This is a genomic window from Streptomyces sp. NPDC031418 (genome assembly GCF_055581605.1).
On record NZ_JBVIJC010000011.1, the window covers coordinates 176,037 to 189,984 of the forward strand.

At 69.5% G+C, this 13,948-nt stretch carries 13 protein-coding genes and 2 pseudogenes; 10 read left to right on the top strand and 5 right to left on the bottom strand.

Annotated features, from left to right (window positions below):
• Positions 1–477: 477 nt before the first annotated feature.
• Genes ACZ5CZ_RS18415 through ACZ5CZ_RS18430 form a run of 4 tightly spaced genes read left to right on the top strand, consistent with a single transcriptional unit; the run spans position 478 to position 5,135 of the window.
• Complete coding sequence (locus ACZ5CZ_RS18415; protein WP_468943905.1) at positions 478–1,311, top strand: alpha/beta fold hydrolase; 834 nt, start codon at positions 478–480, stop codon at positions 1,309–1,311.
• 19 nt (positions 1,312–1,330) lie between these two features.
• Entirely contained in the window at positions 1,331–2,236 is a 906-nt protein-coding gene (locus ACZ5CZ_RS18420; RefSeq protein ID WP_385846373.1) for an alpha/beta fold hydrolase, read from the top strand.
• The gene (locus tag ACZ5CZ_RS18425) at positions 2,233–3,813 is read left to right on the top strand and encodes an FAD-dependent oxidoreductase (RefSeq protein WP_468943908.1); all 1,581 of its coding nucleotides are present in this window, start codon (positions 2,233–2,235) and stop codon (positions 3,811–3,813) included. Before ACZ5CZ_RS18420 ends, ACZ5CZ_RS18425 begins: the two co-directional genes overlap by 4 nt.
• Entirely contained in the window at positions 3,810–5,135 is a 1,326-nt protein-coding gene (locus ACZ5CZ_RS18430; protein WP_468943910.1) for an amidohydrolase family protein, read from the top strand. The genes ACZ5CZ_RS18425 and ACZ5CZ_RS18430 overlap by 4 nt, the downstream gene beginning before the upstream one ends.
• A 151-nt stretch (positions 5,136–5,286) precedes the next feature.
• Here the strand turns inward: ACZ5CZ_RS18430 and ACZ5CZ_RS18435 are convergent, their stop codons facing one another.
• On the bottom strand, positions 5,287–6,153 hold the full coding sequence (locus ACZ5CZ_RS18435; protein WP_468943913.1) for an alpha/beta hydrolase fold domain-containing protein: 867 nt from the start codon (positions 6,151–6,153) through the stop codon (positions 5,287–5,289).
• A gap of 180 nt (positions 6,154–6,333) precedes the next feature.
• Between ACZ5CZ_RS18435 and ACZ5CZ_RS18440 the strand changes: the two genes are divergently transcribed.
• Both ACZ5CZ_RS18440 and ACZ5CZ_RS18445 read left to right on the top strand, forming a co-directional pair.
• Complete coding sequence (locus ACZ5CZ_RS18440) at positions 6,334–6,678, top strand: DoxX family protein (RefSeq protein WP_385846377.1); 345 nt, start codon at positions 6,334–6,336, stop codon at positions 6,676–6,678.
• A 202-nt stretch (positions 6,679–6,880) separates the two neighbouring features.
• Positions 6,881–8,230: a ferredoxin reductase family protein gene (locus ACZ5CZ_RS18445; RefSeq protein WP_468943917.1), complete on the top strand. Its 1,350-nt coding sequence runs from the start codon at positions 6,881–6,883 to the stop codon at positions 8,228–8,230.
• Between the two features lie 47 nt (positions 8,231–8,277).
• On the opposite strand, the gene ACZ5CZ_RS18450 is transcribed toward ACZ5CZ_RS18445, so the two are convergent.
• Entirely contained in the window at positions 8,278–8,904 is a 627-nt protein-coding gene (locus tag ACZ5CZ_RS18450; protein WP_468943919.1) for a TetR/AcrR family transcriptional regulator, read from the bottom strand.
• Positions 8,905–9,090: 186 nt separating this feature from the next.
• On the opposite strand from ACZ5CZ_RS18450, the pseudogene ACZ5CZ_RS18455 reads away from it, so the two are divergent.
• Positions 9,091–9,243: pseudogene (locus tag ACZ5CZ_RS18455) on the top strand (GNAT family N-acetyltransferase); the annotation flags it as partial.
• Between the two features lie 68 nt (positions 9,244–9,311).
• Positions 9,312–10,250: a MerR family transcriptional regulator gene (locus ACZ5CZ_RS18460; protein WP_468943922.1), complete on the top strand. Its 939-nt coding sequence runs from the start codon at positions 9,312–9,314 to the stop codon at positions 10,248–10,250.
• Positions 10,251–10,380: 130 nt separating this feature from the next.
• On the opposite strand, the gene ACZ5CZ_RS18465 is transcribed toward ACZ5CZ_RS18460, so the two are convergent.
• Positions 10,381–11,889: an MFS transporter gene (locus ACZ5CZ_RS18465; RefSeq protein WP_468943924.1), complete on the bottom strand. Its 1,509-nt coding sequence runs from the start codon at positions 11,887–11,889 to the stop codon at positions 10,381–10,383.
• Positions 11,890–11,928: 39 nt separating this feature from the next.
• Between ACZ5CZ_RS18465 and ACZ5CZ_RS18470 the strand changes: the two genes are divergently transcribed.
• Together ACZ5CZ_RS18470 and ACZ5CZ_RS18475 are read left to right on the top strand one after the other, a co-directional pair.
• Positions 11,929–12,318 (top strand): winged helix-turn-helix transcriptional regulator, encoded by a 390-nt coding sequence (locus tag ACZ5CZ_RS18470; RefSeq protein WP_385846383.1) that lies wholly within the window; start codon positions 11,929–11,931, stop codon positions 12,316–12,318.
• Positions 12,319–12,336: 18 nt separating this feature from the next.
• On the top strand, positions 12,337–12,777 hold the full coding sequence (locus tag ACZ5CZ_RS18475) for a hydrolase (RefSeq protein WP_468943927.1): 441 nt from the start codon (positions 12,337–12,339) through the stop codon (positions 12,775–12,777).
• A gap of 19 nt (positions 12,778–12,796) precedes the next feature.
• Here ACZ5CZ_RS18475 and ACZ5CZ_RS18480 read toward each other — a convergent pair whose 3' ends face one another.
• Together ACZ5CZ_RS18480 and ACZ5CZ_RS18485 are read right to left on the bottom strand one after the other, a co-directional pair.
• Positions 12,797–13,258, bottom strand: coding sequence for a pyridoxamine 5'-phosphate oxidase family protein (locus ACZ5CZ_RS18480; protein ID WP_468943930.1), 462 nt, complete (start codon positions 13,256–13,258; stop codon positions 12,797–12,799).
• A gap of 44 nt (positions 13,259–13,302) precedes the next feature.
• A pseudogene (locus ACZ5CZ_RS18485) lies at positions 13,303–13,898 on the bottom strand (transposase family protein); the annotation flags it as partial.
• Positions 13,899–13,948: the final 50 nt, after the last annotated feature.

The window sequence follows — 13,948 nt, forward strand, 5'->3', positions numbered from 1 at the left end:
CGACCCGGTCGACAAGCCGGTCGACCTGGGCCGGGGGCAGCACCGACCGGGACAACACATTCCGGCCACGCGGCGCAAGCACACGAATCCATCCACTCACGTCGCCCACTGGCCCTCGCCACCTCCGTCCAGGACCGAAGCGCAGAGACCAGTCCGTGCCGTCGAGCGCACCCTCGGTCAACAAGGACGACAGACATCAAACATGAAGCACTCCCGGTCTGTTGGAGCGGTCGTCATGGCGAACGTCTCGGCTGAGGCGTCGTCGCGCAGGCGCCCCCGGTCGACGGCCGCGGTCATGGCAGGTGCGGGGCATCGACGATCTGGGGCAGGAGGGTGTGGCGGAGGTACTACATCCCGTCGTGGTGCCGGGCCCCGCCCAGTACAGCGGCGAGTACGGCCGGCCTGGGTGAACCGTGGCCGTAACAGGCGAGGGCTTCCGCTTGACACGCCCATCATATCGGTAACAGTGTATCCATTATGAGTACCTGGTCTGAGCCCCAGCCCGATTCCCGGTTCGTCGAGGTGGACGGCCTGCGGATCCACTACAAGCGTGCTGGGCGCGGCCCGGCACTCGTACTGCTGCACGGCAGTGCCTCATCCCTGCAGCACTTCGACCGCGCGACGGATCTGCTGTCGGATGCGTTCGATGTCATCCGTCCCGACCTGCCGGCGTTCGGACTGACGGGCCCGCGCAAGGACCGCGACTACCGCATCCCGGCGTACGCCGCGACAGTGGCGGGCTTCCTGGAGGCGCTGGGCGTGCCGCGCTACGCGGTGGCCGGCAATTCCCTGGGCGGCAACATCGCCTGGAACCTCGCGCTGGATCATCCGGAGCGGCTGACCGGACTGGTACTGGTCAATGCCACCGGCTACCCGGAGAAGACGGTGCCCGCGGGGATGCGCCTGACCCGCAACCCGCTGGTGCGGCCCCTGCTGAGGCGGGTGATGCCGCGCGGGGCCGTTGAACGCAGCCTGCGCGAGGCCGTCGGGCCGTATGCGCAGATCGTGGACGACGTCATGGTGGACCGCGCCTATCAGCTCATGAGCCGCCCCGGTAACCGCTCGGCCTTCGTCGACTTCTGCAACACCGACCAGCCGGACCGCAGCGCGCAGATCCCCCGCATCACGGTGCCCACGCTGGTGCTGCGGAGCGCGAGCATCGACGGCCAGCACTTCGCCCGCGACATCCCCGGCGCCCAGGAGCTCGTCCACCCCCACGGCGGACATCTGCTGCCGGAGGAGGAACCGCAGTGGGTCGCGGACGCGATCGCGACGTTCCTCGGCTCCTGCGCCGACACCCCCGCGAACTGAGGGCAAGGAGGCCCGTTCCATGAAGTACTTCGTCGCCCCGGGCGAGGACCGCAAGCTCACCGCCGACTCGCGGGGGGCGCTGCGCGGCAGTTTCGTCGAGCTGTCCGACGGCGTCACCCACTACGAGCTGACGGGGCCCGAGGACGGGGATGTGGTCCTGATGGCGGGCGGTCTGACCATCCCGCTGTGCTACTGGGACGGCCTCGTCAGCGAACTGCACGCCCGCGGGCTGCGCACGCTGACCTGTAGCGCCTACGGCCGCGGCTACTCCGACCGGGTACGGGCGCGATACGACGAGACGCTGTTCGCGCGGCAGCTGGCCGAGCTGACGGACCGGCTCGGCCTGGCGGCGCGGCCCCTGCACCTGGTGGGCACCTCCATGGGTGCGCTGGTCGGCATGACGTACGCCGCCCAGTACCCCGCGTCCGTCTCCACCCTCACCATCGTGGGCCCTGCCGGTCTTGCGAAACCCCGCCCGACCTCCCCCCACCGGCTCCTGCGCAACGACCGGCTGGCCGGCCTCATCGCCCGGCGGCGCGGCCGACAGATCCTGCAGGGACACCTGGGGCACAACGTCCGCGACCCCGAGCTCGGCGCGAAGCTGACCGAGATGGTCCTCGACGCGTTCCGCTACGAGGGCTCGCTGTACGCCGTCTTCGACACCCTCCAGCACCTGCCCTTCACCGGCCGTGACGACCTCTTCCGGCGGACGGGGGCACTGGGCATTCCGACGCTGCTGCTGTGGGGCGACGAGGACGACGTCACGCCGCTGGTGCACTTCGACACGGCGCGCGCTCTGCTGAAGCCTCAGAAACATCATGTAATTACCAAATGCGGGCATATGGCCCCGTTCGAACGGCCTCGCGACGTCGCCGATCAGCTCGTCCCGTTCGTGTCCGCACGCACCGAAAGGCTCGACTCATGAACAGTCCGCAGGCCATCGACGTACTGATCATCGGTGCCGGCCCATCCGGCTCCGCCTTGGCGATCGACCTCGTACGCCGCGGACTCGACGTCCGGATCATCGACAGGTCCCCCCACGCCTTCGACGGCTCGCGCGCCAAGGGCATCCAGCCCCGCAGCCTCGAAGTCCTCGAAGACCTCGGCGCTCTCGACGACGTGCTGGCCGGCGGCGACATCTATCCCAAGCTCGGGATCCATGCAGGACCCATCGGTGTGCCGTGGAAGATGTTCCCCCACAAAGAGGCCACCCCGGACGTCCCGTACCCGAACACCTGGCTGATCCCGCAGTTCCGCACGGACCGCGCCCTGCACGCCCGGCTCGGTGAACTCGGCCGCGAGGTCGAGTTCGGCAAGGAACTGACCGAGCTGACGCAGGACGAGGACGCGGTGGTCGCCACGGTGGTGGGTGCGGACGGGGTCGAGGAGATCGTCGCCCGCTATGCCGTGGGGGCCGACGGCGGCTCCAGTGCGGTGCGCAAGCAGCTCGACATCGGTTTCGTGGGAACGACGGACGAGTCCGACCGCGTGCTGATCGTGGATGCCTCCGTCAGCGGCCTGGCTCGCAACCGGTGGCACATGTGGCCCGGCCTCGGCGGCAAGCTCATCGCCGCCTGCCCGCTGCCCCACAGCGACATGTTCCAGTGGATGATCCGGCTCACGCCCGACGAGAAGCCGCCCCAGGAGATCGGCGCCATCGTCGACCGGATCCACTCCCACACCCGCAACCGGCACATCCAGCTGCACGAGATCCACTGGAAGTCCGTGTTCCGGCCCAACATCCGTCTTGCGCAGCACTACGGCCGCGGGCGTGTCTTCCTCGTCGGCGACGCGGCGCACGTCCACACCCCGGCCGGTGCCCAGGGCCTGAACACCGGTATGCAGGACGGCTACAACCTCGGCTGGAAGCTCGGCCAGGTCCTCGCCGGAGCCGACCCGGCCCTGCTGGGCACCTACGAGGCCGAGCGGCAGCCGATCGCCGCCGGGGTCCTGGGCCTGTCCACGGAGAAGTGGGGCGGCATCGCCAAGCTCGACCCCTCCAGCATGAAACGCGGCAAGGACGAGCAGCAGCTCTCCCTGACCTACTACGGCGGCCCGCTCGCCCCCGCCGACCGTGGCGACACCAGCACGCTGCACGTGGGCGACCGCGCCCCGGACGCCCGACTGCTCAGCGCCGACGGCGCCGAGACCCGCCTGTTCCACCTCTTCCAGGGACCGCACTTCACCGCCATCGCCTACGGCCCCGGCGCCGCCCGGGACCTCGAACTCCTCGACTGGCCGACGACGGGCGCCCGGCTGAAGCGGCTCACCGTCGGGCCGCCCGCGGGCTTCTCCGACCCCGAGAACACGCTGCGCAGCGCCTACGGCCTGACCGGCGACACGCTGCTGCTGATCCGTCCCGACGGCTACATCGGGCACATCGCCACGTCGGATTTCCTCACCACGACACAAGCCGCGGTGCGGGCAATGACGCCCGAGGCAAGGACCCGCACCATGTCCCAGCCGAGCCACACCTTCCCCGGTTCGGGAGCCACTGAATGAGCCGCATACTGCTGCGCGGGGCGCACGTCATCACGATGACGCCGGACCGGCCGGACGCCGAGCATGTCGACATCCTCGTCGACGGCGAGACCATCGCCACCGTCGGCGAAACCATCGAGGCGCCCGACGCCGAGGTCGTCGACTTCTCCGGCCGCGTCATCATCCCCGGCCTGGTCAACGCCCATCTGCACACCTGGCAGACCGCGCTGCGCTCCGCGGGCGCCGACTGGACGCTGATGCAGTACCTCACCCACCTCCACGGCGAGTGCGTCGGGCACTACACCCCGGCCGACATGCACATCAGCAACCTGGCCGGCGCGCTGAACCAGCTCAACTGCGGGACGACCACGGTGGGCGACTGGTGCCACAATGCACTCTCCCCGGAGCACGCCGACGCGGCCGTCGAGGGACTGCTCCAGGCCGGGATCCGCGCCGTCTTCCTGCACGGCACTCCCTACCGCTCACCGGACACGCCCCACCCGCTCGCCGAGATCGACCGGCTGCTCGACGGCCCCGTCCGTGAGCATGCCCTCCTCACCCTGGGCATGGCCCTGCAAGGGCCGCAGTATTCCTCGCCGGAGACCGCGGTGGCCGACTTCCGGGCCGGCGCGGAACGCGGTCTCGTCGTCTCGATGCACCAGAGCGGCGGAGAACCCTCACCCGGCTGGGAAGCCGTGCGCGACGCCGGGCTGTTCAGCCCCCTGACCAACGTCGTGCACGGATCCGACCTGCCCGCGGACTGGCTGAAGACGCTGGTCGAGGCGGGCGTCACCTTCACCACCACCCCGGAGAACGAACTGGGCCAAGGACACGGCACACCCATCACGGGGCCCTTGCTGCGCCTGGGCGCGGCGCCCTCCCTGGGCACCGACATCGACACCGCCGTACCCGGATCGGTCCTCACCGCCGCCCGGATCGCCCTGGCCCACCAGCGCAGCCTGGACCACGCCCACCACCGGCAGACGACCGGCATGTACGCCAACACACCGTCTGTCACCAGCAAACAGGCGCTTGCCTGGGCCACGGTCGATGGAGCGAAGGCACTGGGCCTGGCCGACAAGGTGGGCCGCATCGAGGCGGGCATGCAGGCCGATCTGGTCGCCGTCGACGCCCGGGCGCTCAACCTGTGGCCGGCGCACGACCCGGTCGCCACGGTTCTGCACGCCGACATCGCCAACATCGAAGCCGTGATGGTCGCCGGCACCTGGCGCAAACGCGATCACGTCCTGCTCGCATCCGGCCTCGACGAGGTCAAGGACCAGCTGCGCGAGTCCGGAGAACGGCTACTGCGCAGCATCAGGCCCGCGGGCTCTCGCGGCTGACACCGCAGCGGCCCCCACGCATGAACAGCGCCGACGCGCACGACACCCCGGCCTCGTCGGCGCGATGGCCACGCGCCCGAAGAGCCGACACAGCAGAAGAGGCAGACGCTCGGCTCGACCGCCTGCCTCTGAAGATCGCCCCTCAACCCGCTCAGGAGGCCACGGACCGCACGATGGCGCGGGCCGCAGCACGCCCCTCGGGAGCGGGGACGAGCGGGTAGGCATGGACCGCACCCTCGCACACGATGACATTCACGGCCGCCCCGTCCGCAGCAGCCCGTTCTTCCAGGCGCCGAACGTCCGGGTAGAACACGTCGCGAGTGCCGATGTAGACGTCGATGGGCGCCAGGGGGGCAAGCGGGCCATTGACGGGACTGAGCCGGGGTTGGACGGGGTCGTCCCCGTCGGCCCAGCTACGTCCGGCGGCGAGCAGGCTGCTGGTGGTGAGGAACGGATCTCGGGCTTCGACCTCGGGAATCGCAGGGTTGGTCAGAGTCAGATCCAGCCAGGGGGAGATCAGTACTACTCGGGCCGGCTGGGGGAGACCCGAGCCGACCAGGCTCTGCGCCACGCCCAGAGCCAAGCCCGCGCCGGCGGAGTCGCCCATGATCGTGAGCTGGCCGACGTCCAGGTCGCTGAGCAGGTCGCGGTAAACGGCAGTGACGAAGGGATATGCGTGACGATAGGTGTACTTCGGCGCCAGCCCGTAATGCGGCACCTCGACTCGTACACCGGCATCCGCGAGCTGCGAGATCAACTGCCAGTGCCGGGGCGAGAGGTGCCTGATGTAGGCGCCGCCGTGCACATAGACGACCGATCGCTCCGCCCGGCGCCCGCGCGGACTGACGGTGTGGCATTCGAAACCATCGATGTGGCGCGACCTCACGTCGTGCCGCTGTGCCAGTTTGGCGGGCGGACGAGGTGGCTCCTTCGACGCGACCACGAGGTCCGGGGCAGCCTTGCCTTTGAGGGCCAACCGCATGATCGCGGCGACTACGTGCATCTGGGGACTGCTCATGTCTGGCTCTCCTTCTTGGCGCCGCGATGCGGTCCGCTTCGCCGACGATCATAACGGTTACACTGTTTCCGTTATTACGCTAGGGCGAGCCGCTGCATCGGTCGACCACATCGCCCGTCTGGGCACCGAGCGATGCACCCGGCCGGCAACTCGACGACGCCGACGCTATGGAGATACCTCGTGACCCTCACCATCACCCTCGCCTGCGCCATCGCCCTGGTCTTCGGGGCGATCGGAGTGCTCAACGCACTCGCACTGCCGAAGGCGCGCGAACTGGCCGCCGAGACCGGCTTCTCCGTCGCCGCCTACCGCCGCATCGGCGTGCTGCAACTGGCAGGAGTCGCCGGGGTGGCGCTCGGCCCCGCCGTGCCACCGCTCGGTGGCCTCGCGGGAGCCGGGCTTCTCCTGCTGCTCGCCGCAGCTGTGGTCGTACACCTGCGCAAGGGTGACCCGGTTGCCAAACTCGCACCAGCCGTCGTGTGCGCGGTGCTTGTCGCCTCGTACCTCGCGGCCTTGTTCGGCTGAAGTGCCGCGGGTGGGCTGGCCAACGGGCATCCGATGGCACCACTGGACCCAGACCAGCTAAACGGATACGTTGTAGCCAATATTAGGGGTGGTGGGAAACGCAGCCACACCTGGGCACGAGGGCGCTCAAGCCGCGACCGCAGGGTCAGCCTGCCTTCACCAGCGCCCCTTCGTCCACAGTGCCCACCCCGAGGGGTAGACGATGCCCGTCCTGATCGTGATAGCGATCTACGGTGTCCGGATCGCACGCGCCCCCCTGGACGCGCGCCTGAAGAAGCGCCACGTCGGACCCCTGTCGGTCACGACGGGAGCCGTCATGCTCTATCTGGCCTGGGACCGGCTCAGGCCAGAGGGCCTCGGCGCTGTCTATTTCGTCGGCGAGTTCGCCGGAGTCCTGTCCGTCTACCTGATGTCCTGCACCCTGGTGCTGGCCACCCGCCTGATGTGGTTGGAGCAGTGGTTCGGAGGCCTGGACCGCATGTACCGTCAGCACAAGCTGTACGCCGTATGCTCCATGCTCCTGCTCACCCCCCACCTGCTCCTCCACTTCTTCTCCGGTTTCGACGGGAGCCGGTACGGCTACGCCCACCGGCCCACATCGGTAGGGATGGGCCATCTCCTCGGTGCCGTCTCCGTCATCGGCCTGCTGCTGCTCGTCCTCATCTCACTCGGCCGGGTCGGCCGCATCCTCCGACTGCCCTACGAGCGCTGGCTGTTCCTGCACCGCCTCACCGGCCTGCTGCTCCTGTCGGCGCTGGTGCACGGCTGGTTCCTCGATCTCATCATCAACGGATCCACGCCCCTCCTGGCGATCTACGTCACCACGGCCACCATCGGCATGACCGCCTACACCTACGACGAACTGGTGCTCCGGCACAGGGAACCCCGGGCGGACTACACCGTCCACCGTGTCGAGCGGCCGACACCCGACATCCTCGACCTCACCCTCACGCCCACCGGCGAGACGACCCTTCCCGTGACAGGAGGCCAGTTCGTCTACCTGCGGGTCGGCAGCTGGCACGAACACCCCTTCAGCGTCGCAGGAACGCAGGCCGACGGCTCGGTGCGCCTCACGATCCGTGCCGTGGGCCGCGGTACACGCCGCCTCTACACGGACCTGAGTGAAGGACACCCGGCAACCCTCAAGGGTCCTTACGGCATGTTCGACCACACCCTCGGCGGACCCCGGCAGATATGGATCGCGGGGGGCATCGGTATCGCGCCCTTCCTCGGCTGGCTCACCCACCCCGGCGCAGCGCCGCCCCGCACCGACCTCTTCTGCTGCGCCCCCACCGCCGAAGACGCCCCGTTCCTCCCGGAACTCACCGCTGTGGCAGCACACCGCCCCGAGTTCCGGCTCCACCCGACGTTCAGCCGCAGCCACGGCCGTCTGACCGTCGAAAGAATCCAGGCCCAGGCCGGACCGATCACCCCCGACACGCACGTCTTCCTCTGCGGCCCCGCCTCCATGATCGAAAACCTCACTCGCGCCCTCCACCGCCAGGGCGTCCCCCGCCGGCATCTCCACGCCGAGCACTTCGCCTTCCGCTGACGAGCTGCCGTAGGCGGGCGGCCTCAGGTTCGCATCGTCCTGGCTGGTCAGGCGTCGTCGCGCAGGTGGGCAAGCCCGCTGAGGAGGAGTTCGAGTCCGAAGGAGAACTCGTCCTCGATCGGAACGGGCATCGACTCGGCGACGGTGACCGTTGCCGGGAACAAGGCGGGATCGACGCTCTGAAAGACGGCGGACAGTTGCGCGTCGTCGGCTCGCCCGCCACTGCCATGACCGTTGACCTGTATGGCGAATCCGAGAACGTAGCGAGAGACGGTCGCATACGTGTGCGCGGCCAGTCGCGGCGGGAAGCCGCTGTCGAGCAGCGCCGCGACGCAGTGCTCCCGCAGCGCCATGGCGTTCGGCCCCAGGGGGATCTCTTCCACCATCAGGCGCGCCGCGTTCCGGTGCCGGGCCAGGGCCTCGAACATGGTGTGCGCGACCGTCCGCAGCGCTTGCTGCCAGCCCATCGCGAGGAGATCGTCGCCCTTCAGTTCCACGGCGCCGAACATGCGGTCCACGACATGGGCGACCAGCGCTGCCCGGTTGTCGAAATGCCGGTACAGCGTCGCCGTGCCCGAGCCCAGGCGCTGGGCCAGCGTCCGCATCGAGAGAGCGTCGGCCCCTTCGTCGTCCACGATCTGCAGTGCGGTAGCGACGATGCGCTCCAGCGGCACGGGCGGACGCCCCGGGCCCCGGCCCGATGCCGTGGTCGCTCGCGCAGGACCAGCTGCTGCCACTGAACGTCCACCTCCTCGGCCAGCACCATAACAGCAACACCGTACCCACTTTGGGTCGCCGGTTGGGCATGGACCGCCGGGCACCGCGGTTACGGCTCAGACATCACAGCGCAGCAGGTCACAGGCGCGCGGCCCGGCGAACCCGGGGTGCTCTCCACCCGGAGCGCCAGCCACCGGGCGATGCGCCTCGCGGCGAGACTGGGCTTCACCGAGGTCGAGCGGTTCCAGGAGTACGGCGCCGAGCAGTGGTTCGGCGTGCGTCACCCGACCACGTGAGGAGTGGCTGCCTGCCGGCAGGCGAAGGGACTTGAGTCTCCCGTAGGGGGAGACACGAAGGTGGGGACATGGACGGCGACACGCTCTACTCGATCGGTGAACTGGCTCGACGGACCGGTCTCACGGTCAAGACCATTCGGTTCTACTCCGATCGCGGAATCGTGGCGCCGACCGACCGCAGCCCGGCCGGCTACCGCCTCTACGGTGTCGACGCCGTGGCACGCCTGGACCTCGTGCGGACCCTGCGCGAGCTGGGACTCGACCTTCCGACGATCCGCAAGGTCGTGGACCGCGAGCTCTCGCTTCCCGAGGTCGCCGCGGCGCACGCCGAAGCACTGGCAGTGCAGATCCGCGTCCTGCGCCTGCGGCGCGCGGTACTGACGGCAGTGGCCGAGCGCGGATCCACACCTGAGGAGACGGAACTCATGAACCGGCTGGCCCAGCTTTCCGAGGACGAACGCAGACGCCTGATCGGCGATTTCCTCGACGCCGTCTTCGGCGGTCTTGACGCCGACCCCGCATTCGCGGGGCCCATGCGCTCGATGACTCCTGAGTTGCCCGACAACCCGGAGGCAGAACAGCTCCAGGCGTGGGTGGAACTGGCTGAAATGTCCATGGACCCGGGTTTCCGCGCCGCCCTGCGGCGGATGGCCGAGGAGCAGGCGGCCGAGCGGGCCCGGAGCGACATGCGGGTCCCGCGCCGCGACATCGCCGCAGCCGTCCGTGACCACGCCGGCCCGGCCCTGACCACCGGCATCGACCCGGCCTCGCCCGAGGCTGATCCGATCGTCGAGGCCTTCACCGCGCACTACGCGCACCTCCTCGGCCGCCGCGACGACGTCGAGCTTCGCCGCCGGCTGGCGACCCGACTGGAGAGCATCAGCGACCCCCGCAGGGAGCGATATCTCCAGCTGCTCGCGGTGGTCAACGGCTGGCCGGCCCCGGAGCGTCTGGCTCCCGTGTTCGACTGGTCCGTCCAGGCCCTGCGCGTCCGGACACAGCAATGACGGGGCGGTCGCAGAGGGGCATGGGGCCGACGTGGTCGGCGTCGCGTGAATAGCGCCACCCCACATGACCGGACCGGGCACGGATGCGACTCCTTCTCTTCAGAAACTCTGAAACGAGCAGTTACTCCGGTCAGCGAGTGGCGTTCTCGCTGACCGGCTGCTCACCCACCGCTGGACGTCGTACCGGGGTGGCGGACCGCAGCAGTACGGCAGCGAGGAGGAGAGCGACGGCGACGAGGCCCGCGCCGACGCGGAACGCGAGTTGATAGCCGCCCGTGAGTGCCGAGGCGGTGCTCGCCCCGCTGCTCAGCAGGGCATCCGTGTGCGAGGCGGCGAGCGTGCTGAGGACCGCGAGACCGAACGCGCTGCCCATCTGCTGCATGGTGTTGAACATGCCGGAGGCGATCCCCGAGTCCTCGGGCGTGGCCGCCGACATCGCGAGCGTGGCCAGCGACGGCATCGCGAGGCCGAAGCCGATGCCGAGCGGCAGCAGCGCGGGCAGGACGTCCACGGCGTAGCTCCCGCCCGCCGGTACGCGGCCGAGTACGGCGAGGCCTGCCGCGATCAACGAGAGTCCCGGAAGCAGTACGGCCCGGGGCCCGAAGCGTGCGATCAGCCTGGGCGCGAGGCCGAGGGACAGTGCGCCGATCGCGACCGAGACGGGGAAGATGCCGAGACCGGTGTGTATCTCGTCGTAGCCGAGCACCTTGTGCAGGTAGAGCACGCAGAGGAACTGGAAGCTGAACATCCCGGCCACCATGAGGGCCTGGATGCCCATCGCTGCGGAGACATCGCGTGAGCGGAACACACGCAGCGGCAGCAGGGGATGGGGCGTTCTGGCCTGGCGGGCGACGAAAGCGAGCAGCAGGGCGAGGGCCGCGCCGCCGAAGCCCAGGGTGTGTGCGGAGGTCCAGCCGTGGTCCGTGGTCCCGACGATGGCGTAGACGCCGATCATCAGCGCGGAGGTGACCAGAAGCGCGCCCACGACATCGGTCCCCTTGCCGAGGCCGACACCCTGCTCGGTCCCGAGCACGCGTCCGGCCAGCAACGCGGCCACGATGCCGATCGGGACGTTGACGAAGAAGATCCAGTGCCAGCCGATGGTCTGGGTCAGGGCGCCGCCGGCGAGAAGGCCCAGCGAGCCGCCGGCGGACTGGACGAAGCTGTAGACGCCGATGGCCTTGGCCCGCTCCTTCGGCTGCAGGAACAGGGTGACCACCATGCCCAGCGTGACAGCGGAGGTCACCGCGCCGCCGACGCCCTGGACGAACCTGGAGGCGAGCAAGGCCGCCGGGCCCTGGGAGACACCGCACAGCAGCGAGGCGGTCGTGAAGAGGCCCAGGCCGGCGATGAAGACGCGCTTGCGCCCGACGAGGTCGCCGAGCCGTCCGGAGAGCAGCAGCAGGCCACCGAAGGGGACCAGATAGGCGTTGACCACCCAGGCGAGACCCGACGAGGAGAAGCCCAGGTCCCGCTGGATGGACGGCAGCGCCACGTTCACGATGGTCCCGTCGAGGATGACCATCAGCTGTCCGGCACAGAGCACGGCCAGTGCCGCCCAACGTGACGGGTGTGCTGCTGCGTTGGTTCTGCGCACGGGGATTCCCTTCCATGGTGCACGACTTGTTACAGCGGTCATCTTCTGTAACCATGACGCGCGGCGGAAGGAGGCACTTTCGTGTCACGCAGTCACACCGATGTGTCCGACCAGGTCAGCAACGAGGCGTGCCCGCTCACCGAGGTCCTCGACCATGTCGCGGGCAAGTGGAGCATCGGCATCCTCGTCGCCGCCGCACACGGGCCGGTCCGGTTCACCGAGTTGGAGCGTGCCATCACGGGCATCAGCCGACGCATGCTCACCCTGAACCTGCGCAAGCTGGAGCGTGACGGCCTGCTCGTGCGGACCGTCTACCCCACCGTGCCGCCCAAAGTGGAGTACAGCCTCACGCCCATGGCGCGCGAACTCCACACGACCCTCGCCGGACTCGTCGGCTGGGCGGAGCGCCACCGGGCCGACATCGCCACGGCCCGCGCCGCCTACGACGCCGCCACGGCACCGGCCCCCTGACCAGGGGACGACGGGCTCATGGAGCCAGTGCTGTGTGAACTGCCGCCCGCCTTCTGGACGGTGCCCTACGTGGGCTCCCGGTTTCCGGGGTCCCCGGCGGTGGCCGGCCTTCCCGGCCTGGCGGAGGGGGCGAACTGCCAGCTGTACGCCTACGAGGTGCTCCGGCACTTCGGCCTGACTCCGCCCGCCCTGCGGTCGAGCGACCTGTGGGCCGACACGCGGGCGACAGCCCGGGTACCGGTCGCCCGGCCGCTCGACCTGGTGCTGTTCAACGCCACCGACGACGCCTATGGCGCCCATGTCGGTGTCTGGGTGGGCGAGGGGCGGGTGCTGCATCTGTGTGCGGAGGTGGGGCGCCCGGCGGTCTGGGAGATGGCGGAGTTCGCGACCCGGCCGCGCTACCGGGTCGTCATCGGCATCAAGCGTGTGGTCGACAGGGAGCGGAACCCGGCCGGCTGAGACCGACCGGGCCGGTGCACTAGTCCAGCCACACCCCGTCGCGCAGCACGACCCGGCCGCGCAGCTCCCGTTCGCCGCGCCAGGCACGAACTGTCCGCGGCGCCACACGGATGTAGAGGAAGGGGCTGTCCTCGGTGCGCGGGTCCCACCCGAACTTCCCGGTGAAGGCGTCCGCGGCCTCCTCGGGGACCTCCGTGTCGGGGAAGCATTCGGCCTCGCCCTCGAGCAGGACCACATCGAAGCTGTCCGGCAGGGCCAGGCGCACCCGCGGCTCGGCGCGGACGTTGCGTGCCGTCGCGGAGGCCGCGCCGGTGCACATCCACACCGCCCGGCCGTCCCACAGGAACCACAGCGGTACCTGGTGCGGGCCGTGCGCGGGGTGGGCCGTGGCCAGCCAGATGTCCCATTCGGACGCGAGCCGGGCCAGTGTGTCCCGTTTCCGCTCCGGCCTGCCACGAAGATGTGTCTCGGATGTGTGCATGGCAGCCGACCCTAGATGAATGAGCCCAAGGGGTGCTGTCGCGGTCAGTGACCGTAGGTGGTCAGCGATCGCTTGACGGGCTGCCCGGTCTTGTCGTTGAGCCAGACTGCGGCGGTCAGGGCCAGGATCCGGGACAGCACCCGGACGATCACCCCTGCGGGGTTCTCCCTCCGTGTCGTTCCAGGTCGAGCTGGGCCTTGAAGGTCTGGTTGATCGATTCGATGGTCTGCCGCAGCGGCTTGAACAGGTGCGCTCCGGTCCGTTCGGGCTCTCCCTTGCGGGCCGGACGCAGCAGCTCCAAGTGGGACGGGCAGCCCGCCCAGCGTGCATACCAGGTGCAGGCGCAGGCCCCAGAAGTACCGGGAGTGCGAGGCGCAGTAGCCGTACTCGGCCCAGCCGGCCAGGTCCGACCGCTCCACAGGGAGGTGTCCTTCGCCAGCATCCTGATCGCATGCTTGATCAGCTCGGTTGCGTTGCGGAGCCGCTTGTTGTAGCCGGACTGCTGGGGCAGGTACGGGAACAGGTGGCGGAAGTCCCGGCGGGCGCGGCGCAGCCACCGCCGCCCCGAGGTGAAGCCGAGCAACGCCGACATCACCGCGAGGGTGCCCAGGTCTGTCGTCACAAACGGATCATGGACGCCCTCGCTTCATGTCCGCAGGCAATCCCATGGACTCGTTCAGGGCTCCAGGA

Excerpts from the sequence above, each read along its gene's own strand:
- ACZ5CZ_RS18415 (WP_468943905.1), top strand. The coding sequence starts at position 478 with ATGAGTACCTGGTCTGAGCCCCAGCCCGATTCCCGGTTCGTCGAGGTG.
- ACZ5CZ_RS18420 (WP_385846373.1), top strand. The coding sequence starts at position 1,331 with ATGAAGTACTTCGTCGCCCCGGGCGAGGACCGCAAGCTCACCGCCGAC.
- ACZ5CZ_RS18425 (WP_468943908.1), top strand. The coding sequence starts at position 2,233 with ATGAACAGTCCGCAGGCCATCGACGTACTGATCATCGGTGCCGGCCCA.
- ACZ5CZ_RS18430 (WP_468943910.1), top strand. The coding sequence starts at position 3,810 with ATGAGCCGCATACTGCTGCGCGGGGCGCACGTCATCACGATGACGCCG.
- ACZ5CZ_RS18435 (WP_468943913.1), bottom strand. The coding sequence starts at position 6,153 with ATGAGCAGTCCCCAGATGCACGTAGTCGCCGCGATCATGCGGTTGGCC.
- ACZ5CZ_RS18445 (WP_468943917.1), top strand. The coding sequence starts at position 6,881 with ATGCCCGTCCTGATCGTGATAGCGATCTACGGTGTCCGGATCGCACGC.
- ACZ5CZ_RS18460 (WP_468943922.1), top strand. The coding sequence starts at position 9,312 with ATGGACGGCGACACGCTCTACTCGATCGGTGAACTGGCTCGACGGACC.
- ACZ5CZ_RS18465 (WP_468943924.1), bottom strand. The coding sequence starts at position 11,889 with ATGACCGCTGTAACAAGTCGTGCACCATGGAAGGGAATCCCCGTGCGC.
- ACZ5CZ_RS18475 (WP_468943927.1), top strand. The coding sequence starts at position 12,337 with ATGGAGCCAGTGCTGTGTGAACTGCCGCCCGCCTTCTGGACGGTGCCC.
- ACZ5CZ_RS18480 (WP_468943930.1), bottom strand. The coding sequence starts at position 13,258 with ATGCACACATCCGAGACACATCTTCGTGGCAGGCCGGAGCGGAAACGG.